We start from the raw sequence: 19326 nt of genomic DNA on the forward strand, positions 1-19326 counted from the left end.
ATAGATTCATCAGGAAAAGTAGCACAGCGAGAAAACGTATTTCTGGTCAAAGCAGTAGTAACCATGAAACCCGAGATTCGGTAATTTTTTGTGTAATGCGGCTTGGTTGCGGCCAATCAGCTCAAAACGAAATTGCCCCGAATATTCGGTCGCTGGCTCTAACGTAATTTGTGCATCAAGAAAGTCGAAGTACACCTGAACAAAAGGAAAGCAGCACTTAAAAAGGCTTTCTTTGATGCTGAAGATAAGCGTATCGGGAATGTTGTTCGTGCGTGCAAGCAATTGCTGCTCATCACGGGTATAGACCGTTGCAAAGAGGTGAGAGGCAAGCGGCTTGTTGGTTTCAATATCGATTCCCAAGCTCGCGATGTTGCTTTTAAGCGCGCAAGCCGCAAGGCAAATGTTATCCGTGTGACTGATGCTACCACTGATGGTCGCGGGAAATAGAGGCTCTCTGGTATTGCCAGACAAAATCGGCACATTCGCATCATTGCTGGTTGATGGTATGAGTTTCTTGATCGCGGAGCGGGCAGCATGGCGACCTGCTCTGAATTCTTGTTGGCGTTTCGTTACCGCCTTTTGGATGAGTTTTTCTTCCTCGGGAAAGCCGTTTTGGCAATACATGCCCGCAGTGGCTTTCACGATGTAAACCTTTGGACTTAGACCTTCTAAGTGAAGACAGACAGGGGGAAGGGAGTTACCTAGCTCTTTGTTTTTCAATGGTGTCACTTTGCAATGAGTTGCAGTTCAAAAATATAACTTAGCTCAAAATTGAATGCTAATGCGAATAATAATAATTGTTATTTATACATTCGTTCTTTACAGTTTGCGAGCTCAAATTATTTATAAAATAGATATAAGGAAATGCAGTGAAAAGTTTAGTTAACAAGCCCACGTTTATGCCCTCTGTGCTGACAGGTGCACTTTTGACAGCGCTTAGCGGTCAGGTAATTGCAGACGACAAAGAAGAAGTCGTAGCAATGGAGCGCATGGTGGTAACCGCGTCTCTTACTCAACACTCGGAGTTGACTGCACCCGCATCGGTGTCGGTCATTACCGCAGAAGATATTGCGAAGATGCCGGTGAAAGACATCTCAGAAGCGGTACGTAGTGCGACGGGTGTCAGTGTACTGAGCAGCACCGCTTATGGTCGTAACACTATTCGCATTCGTGGTCTGGATTCTAAGCACACCTTGGTTCTCATTAATGGTCGCCGTATCAACTCTCAAGATGCGCTGATCCGAGGTAACGATTTCGATCTATCGAGTATTCCTCTTACCGCGATTCAACGTATTGAAGTCGTGCGTGGCCCGGTATCGTCTCTGTATGGTTCAGAAGCGATGGGTGGCGTGGTGAACGTGATCCTGAAGTCACCAACCGAAGAGCTATCTGGCTCGGTTGGTCTTGAATACGAAAGCATTCTTGAAGGTGATGGCGGTGATGGTTTGAAAGGTCACGCTTACGCAAGTGGCACGCTGACGGAAAATGTCGAAGGCAGCATCATTGTTGAAAGCTCTGCGCGTGACCCATGGCGTACCGACACTAACCCAGATTTCGATGCATTAGAGCAGAAAGACACCACTAATGTTTTTGGCGAGCTTGCTTGGCAACTGACAGAAGAACAACGCCTGATCGCGGATGTGATTTACACCAACGATGAGCGTGAGGCGGATTGGGTTCACCCTCGTTCAGGTCCACAAACGAACACTCAAGACTCAACTCGTTGGAATTACGGCCTGACCCATGAAGGTGCTTGGGACACGGTTGATTCACAAGTGCGTTTATACGGCGAAAACATGCAGCTGGATGACGCAAGTACGGCCTATACCAATGGCGCAGCAGACGTTGAGCTACAAAACAACACACTTGATTTTAAACTCTCTGGTTTGTGGCGTGACTCGCACGAGTGGGTATTCGGTGGTGAATACCGTACTTCCGAGTTGAAAAACAGTCGCGATGTGCCTTCTGGCGACATCGATAACTACCAAGGTGCGGTGTTCGTACAAGGTGAGTTTGACCTAGATAAGTTGGCGTTGACACTGGGTGGTCGTCAAGACTTCCATGAAGTGTATGGTAGCCACTTCAGTCCACGTGCTTATGCGGTTTACAGCTTCACTGATGAGTTTGTATTGAAAGGCGGCGCTGGTGGCGGTTTCCGTGCTCCGGGCATGATGGAAAGCAGTGATCAAGTTCGCGTGATCAGCTGTGGTAACCGTTGTTGGCTCACTGGTAACGAAGATTTGAAACCGGAAGAGTCAGAAAGCTACGAAGCTGGCCTAGCGTACGAATCGACGTCTATGGGCTTGGGTTTGATGTACTACTACACAGACTTGAAGAACAAGATCGAACGTGACCTAACTAAGGTTGTTGGTATGGATGGCCCGATGCCTATCTTCACTTACCAAAACATCGGTAAAGCAGAAATTAAAGGTATCGAGCTAGAAGGTTGGTACGACATTACCGACAGCATCAATCTAAAAGGTAACTACACCTACACGGATGCAAAAGACAAGAGCACGGGTGATACGCTAACGCAAACTCCTGAGCACTTGGCAAACCTTGATGTTAACTGGGAAGTGTTTGATTCATTTACCACCTTCGCTCGCGTCAACTACATTGGCGAACAGGTGATCACGAACCAGAGCCGTGAAAACGTAACAGTCGATGGCTACACGCTGGTCGGTCTGGGTGTGGCTTATGACTTCCAACAGCTAAACCTGAAAGCGGGTTTGAACAATATCTTTGATGTTGAATTGGATGACGAAGACGATTACTACGGATACTCAGAGAAAGGTCGCAGTGCTTACGTTAGTGCAACGTACCTGTTCTAACTGAACTCTTAAATGTAATGAGCTAAAAATAGCCTCCGTATAGAGGCTATTTTTTCATTTCTAGCAGATGATCCTTAGTATTCAGCTTCGAGTGCTGTGGCCATTTCGGTTACTTTGACCTGAACGATACGATTGCTCTTCACATGCAATATTTCAAATCGCCAATGCTGATAGGCAACAGTTTCGCCTTGAGTTGGCACCCGTCCGATTAACCACGTCAAAAAGCCGTTTAAGGTTTGAAAACCTTCGCTCTCTTCACCTTCAATGGTATTGAGTTCAAGTTTGTATTTCAGCTCGTTAAGCGGGATAAGCGCATCCATCAACCAACTGTCATCTTTTTGCTTTTTCGCCCAGACATGCTGAGGTGCCATGCCTAATTCACCAGCGATGGATTTGAGTAAGTCGTGGTGAGTCACTAAGCCTTGTACGTCTCCATACTCATCAACAATGAATACCATCTCAGTGCTGGTTTGCTGCATGTAATTGAGCAGCGGTAAGCCTTTCATCGACTCTGGTACAAAGCGTGAACGTTTGAGCAACTTGGCTAAGCGAGAAATCGACAGCTCGTCATATTCATCCAACAAGACCTTGGAAGAAATCGTACCTATGATGTTATCCAGCCCGCCTTTACACACTGGCCAAACGGAATGCTGCGTTTGGCGCAAGTTTCTGAGTGTTTCTTCAAGGGGTAAATCGAGGTCGAGGTAATGAATATCGCAGCGAGGCGTCATCAGCGAAAGTGCAAGGCGATCATTAAGGTGCAGTAAATTGCGAATCATCAGTTGTTCTTGCGGTTCGATTGCGCCGCATTCAGACCCTTCGCTCATCACGGCAAAAATGTCTTCCTCTGTGACGACTTCCCCAGTGTTGTTCTGACGCAACAGCTTGAGTAAAGCATCGGTCGATAAGGTTAGCAATAGAACAAACGGCGTAGTCAGTTTGGCTAACCAATGAATAGGGTAGGCAACGATAACGGCAATGCGCTCGGCATTATTTTGAGCAAAGCGTTTTGGGACCAATTCGCCTATCACAATAGCGAAGTAGGTGATGACGACAACGACAATCGCGGTGGCGAGTACAGTGGCAACTTCGCGCTCAATACCTTGAGTCACGAGCCAGTGTTCAAACGGAACCGAAAGCGTAGCCTCACCAAAGATACCGCTAAGAATACCGATCACTGTGATGCCGATTTGGATAGTAGAGAGGAATTGAGTGGGATTGTTTTTCAGTTGTAGAGCGAGGCGGGCAGAAGCGCTGTGTTCGGCAAACTTTTTCAGTCGGCCGCTTTTGGCGGTGACTAACGCAATCTCAGACATGGCAAACACGCCATTGAGAGCGATTAATCCAACCAGTAATAAAATGTCCATGAAGTTTTCCAGTGATGCACACGCTAGCAGCATAACGAGCTTTGCAGGAGAGAAACGTGAAGTGGCGAATAATTCATCACGCTGTAACAATGAAATGCGTAATGAAAAGGATAGAATTTGATTATCGAACCTACAGTTGCTCGCGCGATGATTGATTCTGTTACTTAGGGCGGATTCTGATACACTACGCGCCCATTTCTTCGTTGAGACGTTTCTATGCCATTTTCTAAGCTTGGTTTAAGCGCTCCTATCACAGATGCTGTGAAGGCGCTGGGTTATGAAAAACCGACTTCTATCCAACAAAAAGCCATTCCAATTGTTCTGCGTGGTAGCAACCTGATTGCCGCAGCACAAACCGGTACGGGTAAAACTGCCAGCTTTGTATTGCCAATCTTAGAAAAACTGAGCCAAGGTGAAACGCAACGTAAAAAGCGTGCACGTGCGATCATCCTAACGCCAACACGCGAGCTTGCACTTCAAGTACACCAAAGCATTGAAGCTTACGGTAAGAACTTACCTTTGCGTTCAATGGCGATGTTTGGTGGTGTGGATTACGCACCCCAAAAACAAGCGCTGATCGAAGGTGTCGACATTGTGGTGAGCACGCCAGGACGTTTGATTGACCTATACGGCCAACGCGCGATCCATTTTGATGAAGTAGAAATGCTGGTTCTGGACGAAGCCGACAAAATGTTGGATATGGGCTTCATCGATTCAATCGATAAGATCGTCGATTGCATGCCAGAAGACATTCAAAGCTTGTTGTTCTCTGCGACGCTATCTAACCCAGTGCGAGATTTGGCAAAGAACGCGATTGTCGATCCTGAAGAAATTTCGATTGCGAAACACAGCGCATCAAAATCAAACATCAAGCAGTGGATCACCACAGTCGATAAAGACATGAAGTCTTCACTATTAAGCCATATGCTGAACGAGAACGACTGGTCACAAGTATTGGTATTCATCGAAACTAAGCACGGTGCAGCGAAGCTGGTTACTCAGTTAGAGAAGCGCGGCATTGTGGCAGAAGCGTTCCACAGTGGTCGTAACCAACGCGTTCGCCAAGAGCTGATTGAACAGTTTAAAGCGGGTGAAATCCAATACTTGGTTGCAACGGGTGTAGCGGCACGCGGTATCGATATCGACAATTTGCCAGTGGTGATCAACTACGATTTGCCGTTCCCAGCAGATGAATACGTACACCGCATTGGTCGTACTGGTCGTGCTGGCGCGCAGGGTGAAGCGATCTCTTTGGTATCGAAAGATGACTTCAAAAACCTTTGCATGATTGAAAGCCGTCTTGGTCACTTGCTAGAGCGTGTAGAGATTGAAGGTTTCGCACCAAGAAAACCAGTGCCAATTTCTATCTTGAACTACGTGCCGAAGAACAAGCGTAAACCACAAGATCAGTGTCCTCGTCGTGACAACGGTGATAAGCGCAACGCGAAGTAATTACGCTATAAACTTGAATAAAAAAGAAGCCGCATTTGAACGCGGCTTCTTTGTTTTTCGCTTCAGTATTTAGTGCAGTTCAGTTTAGCTCGCCTTAGCTTTGGCTAAACGTTGTTGAACATACTGAGGCTCAGTGCGCATGCCCATCACCAAACTCACACACATCACCAATAGAATGATGGTGAAAGGTAAACCGGTTGAAATCGTACCTGCTTGCAGGGCTTGAATCGCTTCTGTCCCGCCAATCCAAAGTAGAACCGCTGCAATTGCACCTTCTACGCTTGCCCAGAAAATACGTTGTGGAACGGGCGCATCGACTTTACCGCCAGCGGTAATGCTATCAACAACCAGTGATGCAGAGTCTGAAGACGTGATAAAGAACACCATGATCAAAACGATAGAGATAACCGATAACACGGTGCTCATTGGCATCGCTTCGTATGCGTAGAACAGAGACAGCGTAATGTCCGTTAGGCCGTTTGTGCCTAGCTCACCGACTTTATTCATGACTTGTTCAATCGCGATGCCGCCAAATGCTGACATCCAAATCAGAGTAATAGTGGTTGGAATCAAGATAACTGCAGTAATGAACTCGCGAACGGTACGACCTTTAGATACGCGCGCAATAAACATACCGACACATGGTGACCATGAAATCCACCACGCCCAGTAGAATACCGTCCAGCCGTGCATCCAAGCTTCGTCTTCACGACCGTAAGGATTGCTCAGCGGAAGAATGTTTTCTACGTATCCCATCAGTGTGGTTGGGATCGTGCTTAACGCAGCGGCAAGGCCAGCCAGAATTACGAACACTAGCAGAGCAAATGCGACCGTTAGGTTGATGTTACTCAACACTTTCACGCCGCCATCAATACCGCGCACAACAGAGAAAATTGCCAGAGTAGTTACGAAGGCAATGACCGCCAACTGCATACCCAAGCCACTTTCGATACCAAATACATGGCCCAAACCACTTGCCGCTTGTTGTGCGCCCAAACCAAGAGAAGTCGCGAGACCAAACAAGGTTGCCAGTACAGCCAACACATCGATCACGTGACCAAACCAACCCCAAGTGCGATCGCCTAAAATAGGGTAGAACACAGAGCGAATAGACAGCGGCAAACCTTTGTTAAAGGCGAAGAAGGCCATAGAAAGTGCAACTACTGCGTAAATTGCCCAAGGGTGTAGACCCCAGTGGAACATGGTTGCGCCTAACGCGACTTGTTTGGCTTCTTCGGTAAATGGCGTTACACCAAGTGGCGTTTCATACCAACCAGTGAAGTAGGCTACTGGCTCTGCAACGCCCCAAAACATCAAACCGATACCCATGCCCGCGGCAAACAACATCGCAATCCACGAGATGTTCGAGTGCTCAGGTTTGGCATCTTCACCGCCAATACGGATCTTACCAAAAGGAGAAAAAACAAGACCGATACAGAAGATCAGAAAGATATTGCCAGCCCACATGAAGAGATCATCAAAAGAACCGATGATCTGCCATTTGACGCCATCAAGAGCGGCTTTTGCTGTGGCAGGATCGACTAAAAGAAGTGCGATTAAAAAAACGATGATCAGACCCGCGCTAGTACCAAAAACAGGGTTGTGAACATCAAATCCCCATTTTTGAACGTTGTCTTGGCCGACCGTATAGTCAGTATTCTCGATACTGTACTTATCCTTAGTTGTAGACATCATCCCTCTCAAACTACTTAGAGTACAAACTAATTTGTCGGCGCGCACTATAACAAAACTCAGATTAAATGGCTAATTTGCTGATTAATAGATCAGTAATGTCAGTTTTTATGCATATAAAAAGCAAAGAACACGAAATAATTTTTGGTGTGGATAAGCAAGCTGCACAAATCATTTGTCAAAAAAATGCATCGATAAATCTGTCGATAGGTGAAGTGTGAAGTCCGTGGCTATTCTTTTGATTTAATTGCCAATAATCAGGAAAACTTGAGAGATGTGTCTTACGCTTTACACAGATCGTACGCGAAGGTTTGAGTTAGGGTTTTGTCAATTTTTTGTCGTCTTGTTTGCAGATGATGAGGAATAGGCGCAGACTTTCGCGCCTGCTATTCAACGCATAAATGAGGCACGAATGAAAACTGGTGATAAGCAATTTGCTGTAATTGGCTTGGGTCGTTTTGGCTTAGCCGTTTGTAAAGAACTGCAGGATTCCGGTTCACAAGTTTTGGCGGTAGATGTTAATGAAGACCGTGTGAAAGAAGCGGCAGGATTTGTTAGCCAAGCCATCGTGGCGAACTGTACTCAAGAAGATACGGTAGCTGAATTAAAACTCGACGATTATGACATGGTCATGATCGCCATTGGTGCCGATGTGAATGCGAGCATCCTCGCAACGCTGATCGCAAAAGAGGCGGGTGTGAAATCGGTTTGGGTAAAAGCGAACGATCGCTTCCAAGCCCGAGTGCTGCAAAAAATCGGTGCAGACCACATCATCATGCCTGAGCGTGATATGGGTATTCGTGTTGCACGTAAGATGCTCGATAAACGTGTTCTTGAGTTTCACCCACTAGGCAGCGGCTTAGCGATGACAGAGTTTGTTATCGGCTCTCGTTGGATGGGAAAAACCTTGGGCGATTTGGCTTTGTGTAAAGTCGAAGGCGTACAGGTGCTTGGCTTTAAGCGCGGCCCGGAAATCACTAAAGCACCTGATCTCAATTCAACGCTAGAAATCGGCGACCTCATCATTGTCGTTGGTCCTCAAGACAAACTTGCGAGCAAGTTGAAATCACTATGAAGCAATTTCATCAGAGAGGCGTTTTTTACGTCCCAGATGGCAAACGAGATAAAGCGAAAGGCGGTGAGCCGCGCATTATATTGCTGAGCTTTCTCGGTGTGTTATTGCCTTCTGCTGTACTGCTTACTTTGCCTGTATTTTCTGTTACTGGCTTATCACTGACGGATGCGTTGTTTACTGCAACGTCTGCCATCAGTGTGACGGGGCTTGGCGTGGTCGATACGGGCCAACACTTCACATTGGCGGGTAAAATCCTGTTGATGTTTTTGATGCAAGTCGGTGGGTTAGGGCAAATGACCCTTTCAGCCGTTTTGCTGTACATGTTTGGTGTGCGGTTAAGTCTGCGCCAACAAGCACTCGCGAAGGATGCATTAGGCCAAGATCGCCAAGTGAACTTGCGTAAACTGGTGAAGAAAATTGTCATCTTCGCCCTGATTGCAGAGGCAATTGGCTTTATCTTCCTATCGTTCCGTTGGGTTCCTGAAATGGGTTGGCAAACAGGCATGTTCTATGCGCTGTTCCACTCTATCTCGGCCTTCAACAACGCAGGTTTTGCGCTCTTCTCCGATAGCATGATGAGCTTTGTGAATGATCCAGTGGTTATCTTTACACTAGCGGGCTTGTTCATCTTCGGCGGTTTGGGTTTTACGGTCATCGGTGATTTATGGCTGCATTGGCGCAGAGGTTTCCACTTCTTGCATCTGCACACCAAAATCATGCTGATTGCCACACCGGCATTGCTCGCTGTGGGCACAATCATGTTCTGGTTATTGGAAAGACACAATCCGAATACGATGGAGTCTCTACCAGTTGCGGGGCAGTGGCTCGCCGCTTTCTTCCAATCAGCGAGTGCGCGTACAGCGGGTTTCAACAGTGTCGATTTGGCGCAGTTCACTCAACCTGCGTTACTTGTGATGATTGTATTGATGCTTATCGGTGCGGGTTCTACCTCAACCGGTGGTGGTATTAAGGTATCGACCTTTGCTGTGGCATTTATGGCAACATGGGCGTTCTTGCGTCAGAAGAAACACGTGGTGATCTTCAAACGCACTGTGAACTGGCAGACGGTAACTAAATCGTTGGCGATCATTGTGGTCAGTGGCGCTATCTTAACGACCGCGATGTTCTTACTGATGATCACTGAGAAAGCGGCCTTTGATAAGGTGATGTTTGAAACCATCTCTGCTTTTGCAACTGTAGGCTTGACTGCGGGTCTGACGGCAGAACTGTCTGAGCCGGGTAAATACATCATGATTGTGGTGATGATCATCGGACGTATCGGACCTTTGACGTTGGCGTATATGCTAGCGCGTCCTGAACCAACGTTGATCAAGTACCCAGAAGACAATGTCTTAACTGGCTAATAATAGATCTATTATCAGCAAACGATTACGCGAGTATGACGGTTAAACCGCTGCTCGCGTTTTTTATAAATACATCAGCAAAATGAGAATAATTTCGATTTATTTGCGATCGCAGTATTTCAATCTTTAACGATTTCTGTACTATCCCATAGTTCTTTCATATACAACTTGTTGTTTTTATTTGCGTATGGAATGCGTAATCGCGCATCGAACTCATGGAGCCGTAGTTTGAAGTTCAAGACTCTAGCACTCACCATGCTGGCCACTGTCATCTCTGGTCAAAGCATGGCAACCACACCCCCTTCTCCTGTTTGGCAACCCGTTACCCTCAGCGATGGAACATCCAGTGATATTATTTTACGCGGAACCGCTGCGTTTCACTGGCATGAAGACAAGCAAGGCAATGCCCTGATCAAAAAAGATGGACATTGGTTCTTTGCTGAGATTAAACGTGAATCCGATTCTCCAATTTTGGTTTCAACGGGTGTAGAGAAAACACAATCAACGTCAGCACCAGAAGCTTCACAGCTTCGTCCGAGTGTGTTGGTTAAGCCTGCTTTGTCTTCGTTGAGAACGATTGAGCCAAGAGCGCGTGCAAACCTGATGCGTCAACAAGCCCAAGGTTACCGAGCAATGAGCTCGTCAGGCGTGACAGAGCAACCTCTGTTGGTGGTTGAAGTCTCTTTCAATGACCAGAGAATGGTGCATGATTTTCAACAGCTTGTATTTGGCGAGAACCGCCAAAGTGTCGTGGATTTCTACGATAAAAACTCAAAAGGTCAGTACCGAGTTGTACCAGCAAACGAGAACTATGGTACGACAAATGATGGTGTGATTAGCGTTACTGTGAATCAAAACCACCCGGACTGTAACAGTAATAGTCGTGGTGACGAGTGTGACGTAAAAACCAACGCAGTTTTTGCCGAGGCATATCAAAAGCTCGATCAATACATCAACTTGGCGCAATACGACACGAACAACAGCGGCAGTGTTGATCCAACAGAGCTGTCAGTGATGTTTATTTTTGCAGGCGGTGATTTAGCCGCTAACCAAGTCGATCGTCCTTCTATTTGGCCGCATAAGTTTTCCCATGATGACGTGACGATTGATGGCACTGTCATCAGAGACTACTGCGTATTTGCCGATTTTCAGCTAACGCACCAATCGACACTGGGTGTGATAGTGCACGAGCTTGGCCACTTAATGCTGGGACTACCTGACTTGTATTCATACAGTGGCTCAGGCTCTATTGGCGAATGGGGTGTCATGGGCGGCGGTTCATGGGCAATGAAGCCTGGTGATAGCTACGCGGGTGATACGCCTGTAAACATGAGTGCTTGGAGCAAACATGCGGCTGGCTTTGTTGTCCCTCAGGTGGCTCACGGTAATGAACCTTTTTCATCGATTAAAAATGGCGAAGTGAAGCTGGTTTATCTCGACCCATATTTAAAAGAGCATGGCCCTCGAGTTTATCTTGAGAACCGAACTTATTCTGGTTACGACCGAGCGCTTGCTGGCGAAGGTGTGTTGGTTACATCTGTCAACATCATGAACCGCTTCAATGACACGGGCGAGATGCAGGTTCAGATCATGCAGGCAGATGGCTATGGTGAGCTAGAAAGCCGTTGGGGAACCAGTGAGAGTGGTGACTTGTATCCGAACGGAGGCATGTTCATTACAGACAGTACTAATCCGGGTTTTTATGACATTGCTGGTTTCAATACTGATGTAGCCATTTTGAACTTTGTCAGTAATGCCACCGATGCGGCTTTCTCATTAGAGATGCCAAGCGAGCCAAATAAATCGGCATGGAAGAACTCATTTTACCGTGGTTTTATCTACCCGGGCTCTGATGATGCATTAGCGATTACTGTCGACCTCGGCGCTGACTCAGAACTGGATGGTTTACAACTGTTTGCTTCAACTAATATTTGGAGCAACACGATGAGCTACAAAGTATGGCGTTTCCCTGCGCCTGCATTTGAAAATTACAGCTTGTCGTTACAAGAAAGCGACGCTCAGCTGCTGCAAGAGGGGACGTTCGATTCGTCTTCACGCATTATCTTTGAACAACCGAGTCAGTTAAGTGCGGGTAAACACCTTCTTCTCGTTGAAATTGAGGGTGGTATCTTCGAGACCAACTTCAACTTTGACAGTGAGTTAGCGACAGAGATTTCGCCTCTACCAACCATGTGGGCTGGCAGCAGCAGTGATATTTACTCTTCAGGCTTATCACGACAAGGGTTCTCTTTTGTTCCTTTCGCGGCACTGTTTGATGTCGATGCCAGCAGCATTGTTGAAGCAAAATCGGATGCGATTGAAACCGACAAGAACGTGGCTGCCGAGCTTAACCTGATGTCCAACGACTTTATCGCACCAGGCTATCAGTTTAGCGTTGAGTACACGCAAAAACCGACACATGGCACCATCAATGATGATCAATATGTGCCTAAAACTAACTTCGTAGGCAGTGATAGCTTCCAGTATCGTTTGGTGTCTTCGGATGGTTCTCTCTCGTCTCAACCTGTTACGGTTCAAGTTACGGTTAATGGACAAAACGACGCACCAACTGCAAGTGTGGAAGCTGACACGAGCAGCATGAGTACCAATGGCCAAGGAAGCCTGTCTGCGGCATCAAGCACTGACCCTGATGGTGATGCGCTTGAATACGCTTGGCAACAAATCGCAGGTACGGATGCGACGCTTTCTAACGCAAACACCGCAGAGGCGAGCTTTACGGTTGCACAGGGCACCAAAGCCGGTGAGGTTCTGACATTCCAAGTCACGGTCAAAGACCCAAGCGGCTTGTCTTCAACCGCCAATGTGGACGTCGAAGTGGTCAACACTGCTCCAATCACCACTCAAGATGTGACAAGTGTGGAGGAAGGTAAGAGCATCACCATTGATGTGTTATCGAATGATTATGACTTCAACAACGACTCTCTAACACTTCAGTCGGTAAACAATCCGTCTGGTGTGGGTACTGCCAGTGTGGTTAACGGCAAGGTTCTTTACCAAGCACCTGACGAGGGTGTGGCAAATGTACAACTGCAGTACACAGTGTCTGACGGCAATGGTGGCACCACGACAGGGTCAGTGAATGTCTCGGTGGTTGCTTCAGTTAACAGTGTGAGCTTCGAAAGCTCTGATAGCGGCGGTAGTGTCTCTTACTGGGCGCTCATGTTATTGGCATTGTTAGGTTGGCGTCGTCGCGCTTAAGCTTTAATTTCCAATACTGTTAAGCCACTCATTTGAGTGGCTTTTTCTTTGGCTTATTCAAACCTCAATAATTCACCCATTAATCTTTTTGTTATGAGATGAGTTTCACTTTTATTTTTGTACGCTTTGTGCTTTGAGGCGTAGTCTATGGCTAAATCATTTATAAAAAGTAAGGATATTTTTATGTCTGATAATTCGTTTTCTGTTGCTGCTATTTGCCAAGAGGCAGTGGGCATGGTCAGGGCAAACTTACTCGCGATTGTAATAGCGTGTATTCCTTTGATCGTGGTTCACACGATATTTATTACTCAATACCAAGGAGCCTTGGTTCAAGGATCGCAAGAACCTGACTTTTCGAACGTTGGTGCCGGCTTCTTTGTGACGACTTTTCTGCTGTATCCACTGGTCGCGGCAATGGCGGTCGTACGTATCCATCGTATCTACCTTGCACATGAGTACATGCATTCTGCTCTAGATGTGATGCGATTATCGATGCGCGAGCTGCGCTTTATTGGTTGGTGGATTTTGTTTGGTTTGTCGATGATGTTTACATTGGCGCTTCCTATATTCATCGTCACCTTTTTGTATGCGGCAGAAGGTGGAGAAGCGAGTGAGTTAACTTTCACTATCATTACCTTACTTGCCAGTATCCCAGGTCATTGGATCCTTTCGCGTTGGTCGTTAGTTTTGCCAGCGACGGCGCTAGATCGTGAACCTAGAAGCCTTGGCGACGCATGGAGACAGAGTAAGCCTTATAACAAGCAGATATTTGTCTTGATGGGGCTTATTCCTCTGATAGTTGGCGCTGTTAACCAGTTCATTTTTGCCGAGTTTAATCACACATTGGCATTTGTTGTGTCTGGTGTGATCTTCGGTATTTTTGGTGCTTACCAAATAGCACTTTTGTCTTTAAGCTACCGAACAATTCTGAACATTGAGCGTGCTAAATTTAAAGGTGTGCCTGACTCTCAAAGCGACGCTTATGAGTTTCGTGGTTAATTGAATCTCATACTTGCCCCATGATTACCGATGGTTCTTGGGGCATGCTTCCAACTTCTTTTTCTCTCCTAATAACCCAAACCTCTTCGTGAATCGTAAATACCCATGAATAATTCGTGGCTGAAGGTGACCGTACACACAGCTTATACTGTTGGTTAGGAAGTCGTTTATTAAGGAACCGCTATGTCCGTTTGGGAAGGTGTGAATTTTACCCATCGATTCAGTGAACTACCGTCGGCATTTTTTACCTATGTTACGCCGCAGCTTTTAGATAACACTCGCTGGGTGGTGTGGAATGGTGAGTTTGCGCAGCAATTTGGTTTACCAGCAACCGAAAACGAAGAGTTGCTGAATGTGTTTGCAGGACAAAAAGAATTTGCGCCATTTGCTCCTCTGGCAATGAAGTACGCGGGCCATCAATTTGGTGTGTACAACCCGGATTTGGGTGACGGCCGTGGCTTGCTGCTCGCTGAAATGCAGCACCAAGATGGCACTTGGTTCGACATTCACCTCAAAGGGGCCGGTCTTACACCTTATTCTCGAATGGGTGATGGTCGAGCGGTATTGCGTTCTACGATACGCGAATATCTGTGCAGTGAAGCCATGGCGGCGCTTGGCATTCCCACTACCAGAGCTTTGGGTATGATGGATAGTGATACACCCGTTTACCGCGAGAAGATGGAATACGGCGCACTACTGATTCGTGTTGCAGAAACCCACATCCGTTTTGGTCACTTCGAGCACTTTTTCTATACCAATCAACTTGCTGAGCAAAAGCTGCTGGCAGACAAAGTGATTGAATGGCATTTCCCTGAGTGCTCCCAAGCGGAAAAGCCATACGCAGCCATGTTCGAGTCTGTTGTGGAGAAAACCGCAGAGATGATTGCGTACTGGCAAGCATATGGTTTTGCCCATGGCGTAATGAATACCGATAACATGTCGATTCTAGGACAAACCTTTGATTACGGGCCGTTTGGCTTCCTCGATGACTACGATCCTAATTACATCTGCAACCATTCGGATTACCAAGGTCGTTACGCCTTTGAACAGCAACCGCGTATTGCACTGTGGAATCTCTCTGCTTTGGCGCACTCCTTGTCGCCTCTTGTACAGAGAGAAGATCTTGAGGCTGCACTCGGGAAATTTGAAGTGCGTCTGAGTCAAAAATTCAGTGAACTAATGCGTGCCAAACTTGGTCTTCATACCAAAGTGGACGAAGACGGCCGCTTGTTCGAAGCCATGTTTGAATTGTTGAACCAAAATAAAGCTGACTACACTCGCTTCTTCCGTGAGTTGTCTAACCTCGACGTGAAGTCGCCTCAAGCTGTGATTGATTTGTTTATTGATCGAGAAGCGGCAAGTGCATGGGTAGACTTATATCTCGCTCGCTGTGAATTAGAAGTGGACGCTCACGGTGAGCGCGTATCTGCACAAACTCGTTGTGAAAAGATGCGTCGAACGAATCCGAAATACATTCTACGTAACTACCTAGCTCAACTTGCCATTGATAAGGCAGAAGAAGGGGACTTCAGTGAAGTAAACCGACTGGCTGAGTTATTAAAGCGCCCATATGATGAACAGCCTGAATTTGATGATTATGCCAAGTTGCCTCCTGAGTGGGGCAAGAAGATGGAAATCAGCTGCTCTTCTTAATGTGTCATTTTCCACCCATCTCGTTGGTTCGTGTGGGTGGAATTGACCCCTTATCTTCCCCCATGATTTCTCATTGTTATTTAAGTGTCTGACTAATAAAGAATAATTGACTTGGTCTGCAACTTGCTCTTTGTTGAACATCCGTACCCATTACCCTCTACCGATTTAGGTGCTCATGGAAAGGATGGGATGTGATTCAACAAGGAGAATAATAATGTTTAAGCCTCTAACCCTATTGTCTGTTTCTGCTCTGGCTATCACTAGCTTTAACGCTGCCGCAAACTGTGACCCTGGTGAAACCGTGATCAAGTTCAGTCACGTAACCAACACAGATAAGCATCCAAAAGGCATTGCAGCTTCGTTACTGGAAAAGCGCGTGAACGAAGAGATGAATGGCAAAGTCTGTATGCAGGTTTTCCCTAACTCGACACTGTACGATGATAACAAGGTGCTTGAAGCGCTACTTAATGGTGATGTTCAACTCGCTGCCCCTTCTCTTTCAAAGTTTGAGAAATTCACCAAGAAGTACCGCATCTTTGACCTTCCTTTCCTATTCGAGGATGTGGCGGCTGTTGACCGTTTCCAAAACTCGGAATCGGGTGAAAAGCTGAAAAACGCAATGAAACGACGTGGTCTACAAGGTTTGGCTTTCTGGCATAACGGTATGAAGCAAATGTCTGCCAACAAGCCACTGATGGTGCCAAGCGATGCAGAAGGCTTGAAGTTCCGTGTACAAGCTTCAGACGTACTGGTGGCTCAGTTCGAACAGCTTGGTGCAAACCCACAAAAGATGTCTTTCAAAGAAGTATACGGTGGCCTTCAAACTAAGGTTATCGATGGCCAAGAAAATACGTGGTCGAACATTTACGGTAAGAAATTCTTCGAGGTACAAGATGGCATTACCGAAACCAACCACGGCATTCTGGACTACCTAGTGGTGACATCGAACGATTTCTGGAAAAACCTGCCAGACGATCAGCGTGAACAGCTAAATACCATCATTCAAGAAGTGACGGCTCAACGTAACGCTGAATCAACCAAAGTTAACCTAGCAAACAAGAACAACATCATCGAAGCAGGTGGTGTGGTACGTACCCTAACGCCAGAACAGCGCCAAGAGTGGGTAACTGCACTGCAACCTGTGTGGAAGAAGTTCGAGAAAGACATTGGTTCAGACCTTATCGATGCAGCACTCGCATCCAATCAATAATCCGCTCGCCCAAGCTCTTTGGGTGAACAAGTAAAAACACAAAGCACTACGATTGGCCCTCGTGTACTCATTCATGGGGAAGAGGGCCCTTTTCTCCCAATAATGACGTGATGTAATTATGGAACAGACTTTTTTTGCCAAGGCAGGGCGAATCACCGACGCCATTGAAGAGACGTTAATTGCGTTCTTTCTTGGCGCAATGACATTGCTGACGTTTGCCAATGTGATTTTTCGCTATGTCTTCAACGACAATATTCTTTGGGCGCTGGAACTGACGGTGTTCATGTTCGCATGGATGGTGTTGGTCGGCGCATCTTACGGTGTGAAGAAGCATTTTCACATCGGTGTCGATGTCATTATCAATATGGTGTCTGAGCCGAAACGAAAAATCCTCGCACTGCTCGCAGCCGCTGGTTGCCTAGCGTTTTCTATTCTGCTTTTAGTTGGTTCTTGGAACTATTGGTATCCGTTTGTCACCGAGCGAGCGTGGTATGAGACCGATGATATTCCGATGCCTGAGATGTTTCAGTTTCTCGCCGATTGGCTCAATGAAGGTGAGCGGTACGAGAAGCTGCCTCGCTTTATTCCTTATTTTGCTTTGCCCCTTGGTATGGCGCTACTCACTTTCCGTTTTGTGCAAATCACTTGGCAGATCGCAACAGGCAAACTGGATCGCTTGATTGCAGGCCATGAAGCAGAGGAAGAGTTAGAAGCGCTAAAAGAAGAACTCAGTGAAGTCGCAGATGCGATTCCGAATGGTTCTTCATCATCAGATCGCAAGGAGCAATAAATCATGGATATTTTGTTTTTATTCTTGATGGTGATTGGCTTCATGCTGATCGGTGTGCCAATTGCTGTCTCGCTGGGTCTTTCCAGTATTCTTTTCTTACTAATGCACTCGGATGCGTCTTTGGCTTCCGTTGCCCAAACACTGTTTAACGCGTTTGCTGGCCACTACACTTTGTTAGCGATTCCTTTCTTTATTTTGGCCTCAAGCTTTATGTCTACCGGCGGCGTTGCTAAGCGCATTATCCGCTTTGCAATTGCTATTGTCGGCTGGTTTCGCGGCGGCTTAGCCATGGCATCGGTCGTGGCATGTATGATGTTTGCTGCGCTATCGGGCTCGTCTCCTGCAACGGTAGTGGCGATTGGTAGCATCGTTATCGCTGGTATGATCAAGAATGGTTACTCGAAAGAGTTTGCGGCGGGTGTTATCTGTAATGCGGGTACGCTAGGCATTTTGATCCCACCTTCGATCGTGATGGTGGTGTATGCTGCCGCAACGGATGTGTCGGTTGGGCGTATGTTCCTCGGTGGTGTTATTCCAGGCTTGCTCGCGGGTGTGATGTTGATGATCGCGATTTATATTGCCGCGAGAATCAAGAACCTGCCAAAACAACCTTTTGTCGGTTGGAAAGAAACCTTCGATGCCGCTAAAGACGCAAGCTGGGGTTTATTGCTGGTGGTTATCATCCTTGGTGGTATCTACGGCGGTATCTTTACGCCAACAGAAGCTGCTGCGGTGGCGGCGGTGTACTCTTTCTTCATCGCCAACTTTGTCTACAAAGACATGGGGCCATTTGCCGACAAGCAGAATACCAAACCTGCATTGGTTAAGATCTTCCAAACGTTTGTTCATAAAGATACCAAGCATACGCTTTATGAAGCCGGCAAATTGACCATCATGTTGTTGTTCATCATTGCTAATGCCCTGATTCTTAAGCACGTGCTTACCGAAGAACGCATCCCGCAAATGATCACCGAATCTATGCTATCAGCGGGGCTTGGGCCGATTACCTTCTTAATTGTGGTTAACGTGTTGCTGCTGATTGGCGGCCAGTTCATGGAACCGTCTGGCTTGCTCATCATCGTCGCGCCATTGGTGTTCCCAATCGCGATTGCACTGGGTATTGACCCGATCCACCTTGGCATCATGATGGTGGTGAACATGGAGATAGGCATGATAACGCCACCGGTAGGGCTCAACTTATTTGTGACTGCTGGGGTAGCGAAGATGTCGATGATGAATGTGGTGAAAGCGGCACTGCCATGGGTGGCGGTGATGTTCCTCTTCCTCATTATCGTAACGTACGTGCCTTGGGTATCCACTTGGCTACCAACGACGTTGATGGGACCGGAAATCATCACCAAGTAGCGACATAGAAAGTAAACCTAATTCGCTGTTGATGAAAACCAAAAGAGGTGTGACTATTCACACCTCTTCGTCTATTGATTTGTAGGTAGGTCTGCGCGGGTCAGGCTTTACCCGACGCTCGTAACCATGCCACTTCTTTTTGTTCTTACGCCGGTCTTCTCCCGAACGCCTCTCTTCTTGATAATGCCCATCGATCATCACGGTATCGGTGATAACGGGGATTCTAATTTTCTCTGTCATATCCGTATGAACCATCAATCCGTTGTTACAAAAAGTATGATTCAAGTTGGATATAACGACAAACCGTAA

Annotated in this window: 14 protein-coding genes; 10 read left to right on the top strand and 4 right to left on the bottom strand. The window is 46.8% G+C overall.

Annotated elements, in window-relative coordinates:
- Positions 1 to 9 precede the first annotated feature (9 nt).
- On the bottom strand, positions 10 to 642 hold the full coding sequence (locus KIT90_RS17015) for a 4'-phosphopantetheinyl transferase (RefSeq protein WP_373417699.1): 633 nt from the start codon (positions 640 to 642) through the stop codon (positions 10 to 12).
- 227 nt (positions 643 to 869) lie between these two features.
- Here KIT90_RS17015 and KIT90_RS17020 point away from each other — a divergent pair, with 227 nt between their 5' ends.
- On the top strand, positions 870 to 2831 hold the full coding sequence (locus KIT90_RS17020) for a TonB-dependent receptor domain-containing protein (RefSeq protein WP_285377709.1): 1962 nt from the start codon (positions 870 to 872) through the stop codon (positions 2829 to 2831).
- Between the two features lie 74 nt (positions 2832 to 2905).
- Here KIT90_RS17020 and KIT90_RS17025 read toward each other — a convergent pair whose 3' ends face one another.
- The gene (locus KIT90_RS17025; protein WP_285377752.1) at positions 2906 to 4231 is read right to left on the bottom strand and encodes a hemolysin family protein; all 1326 of its coding nucleotides are present in this window, start codon (positions 4229 to 4231) and stop codon (positions 2906 to 2908) included.
- Between the two features lie 183 nt (positions 4232 to 4414).
- Here KIT90_RS17025 and KIT90_RS17030 point away from each other — a divergent pair, with 183 nt between their 5' ends.
- On the top strand, positions 4415 to 5650 hold the full coding sequence (locus KIT90_RS17030) for a DEAD/DEAH box helicase (protein WP_285377711.1): 1236 nt from the start codon (positions 4415 to 4417) through the stop codon (positions 5648 to 5650).
- Between the two features lie 84 nt (positions 5651 to 5734).
- On the opposite strand, the gene KIT90_RS17035 is transcribed toward KIT90_RS17030, so the two are convergent.
- Complete coding sequence (locus KIT90_RS17035) at positions 5735 to 7342, bottom strand: BCCT family transporter (protein WP_009707179.1); 1608 nt, start codon at positions 7340 to 7342, stop codon at positions 5735 to 5737.
- Positions 7343 to 7754: 412 nt separating this feature from the next.
- Between KIT90_RS17035 and KIT90_RS17040 the strand changes: the two genes are divergently transcribed.
- The 8 genes from KIT90_RS17040 (at position 7755) to KIT90_RS17075 (ending at position 19017) form a co-directional block, all read left to right on the top strand.
- Positions 7755 to 8417 carry a TrkA family potassium uptake protein gene (locus KIT90_RS17040; RefSeq protein ID WP_005437626.1) on the top strand — a complete coding sequence of 221 codons (663 nt, stop codon included), beginning with the start codon at positions 7755 to 7757 and terminating at the stop codon, positions 8415 to 8417.
- A complete protein-coding gene (locus tag KIT90_RS17045) occupies positions 8414 to 9781 on the top strand; it encodes a TrkH family potassium uptake protein (protein WP_005437625.1) in 1368 nt (455 codons plus the stop codon). Before KIT90_RS17040 ends, KIT90_RS17045 begins: the two co-directional genes overlap by 4 nt.
- Before the next feature lie 228 nt (positions 9782 to 10009).
- Entirely contained in the window at positions 10010 to 13000 is a 2991-nt protein-coding gene (locus tag KIT90_RS17050; RefSeq protein WP_285377714.1) for a M6 family metalloprotease domain-containing protein, read from the top strand.
- Positions 13001 to 13183: 183 nt separating this feature from the next.
- Positions 13184 to 13999 (top strand): sugar transporter, encoded by an 816-nt coding sequence (locus KIT90_RS17055; protein WP_285377716.1) that lies wholly within the window; start codon positions 13184 to 13186, stop codon positions 13997 to 13999.
- Between the two features lie 183 nt (positions 14000 to 14182).
- Complete coding sequence (locus KIT90_RS17060) at positions 14183 to 15652, top strand: protein adenylyltransferase SelO (RefSeq protein WP_285377718.1); 1470 nt, start codon at positions 14183 to 14185, stop codon at positions 15650 to 15652.
- 214 nt (positions 15653 to 15866) lie between these two features.
- Positions 15867 to 16862 carry a TRAP transporter substrate-binding protein gene (locus KIT90_RS17065; RefSeq protein WP_020196010.1) on the top strand — a complete coding sequence of 332 codons (996 nt, stop codon included), beginning with the start codon at positions 15867 to 15869 and terminating at the stop codon, positions 16860 to 16862.
- Between the two features lie 118 nt (positions 16863 to 16980).
- Entirely contained in the window at positions 16981 to 17652 is a 672-nt protein-coding gene (locus KIT90_RS17070) for a TRAP transporter small permease (RefSeq protein ID WP_285377720.1), read from the top strand.
- A gap of 3 nt (positions 17653 to 17655) precedes the next feature.
- Positions 17656 to 19017, top strand: coding sequence for a TRAP transporter large permease (locus KIT90_RS17075; protein WP_005437607.1), 1362 nt, complete (start codon positions 17656 to 17658; stop codon positions 19015 to 19017).
- A gap of 57 nt (positions 19018 to 19074) precedes the next feature.
- On the opposite strand, the gene KIT90_RS17080 is transcribed toward KIT90_RS17075, so the two are convergent.
- On the bottom strand, positions 19075 to 19257 hold the full coding sequence (locus KIT90_RS17080; RefSeq protein WP_020196008.1) for a hypothetical protein: 183 nt from the start codon (positions 19255 to 19257) through the stop codon (positions 19075 to 19077).
- Positions 19258 to 19326 lie beyond the last annotated feature (69 nt).

This window comes from Vibrio sp. B172a (genome assembly GCF_030248355.1).
Lineage (GTDB): Bacteria > Pseudomonadota > Gammaproteobacteria > Enterobacterales > Vibrionaceae > Vibrio > Vibrio owensii.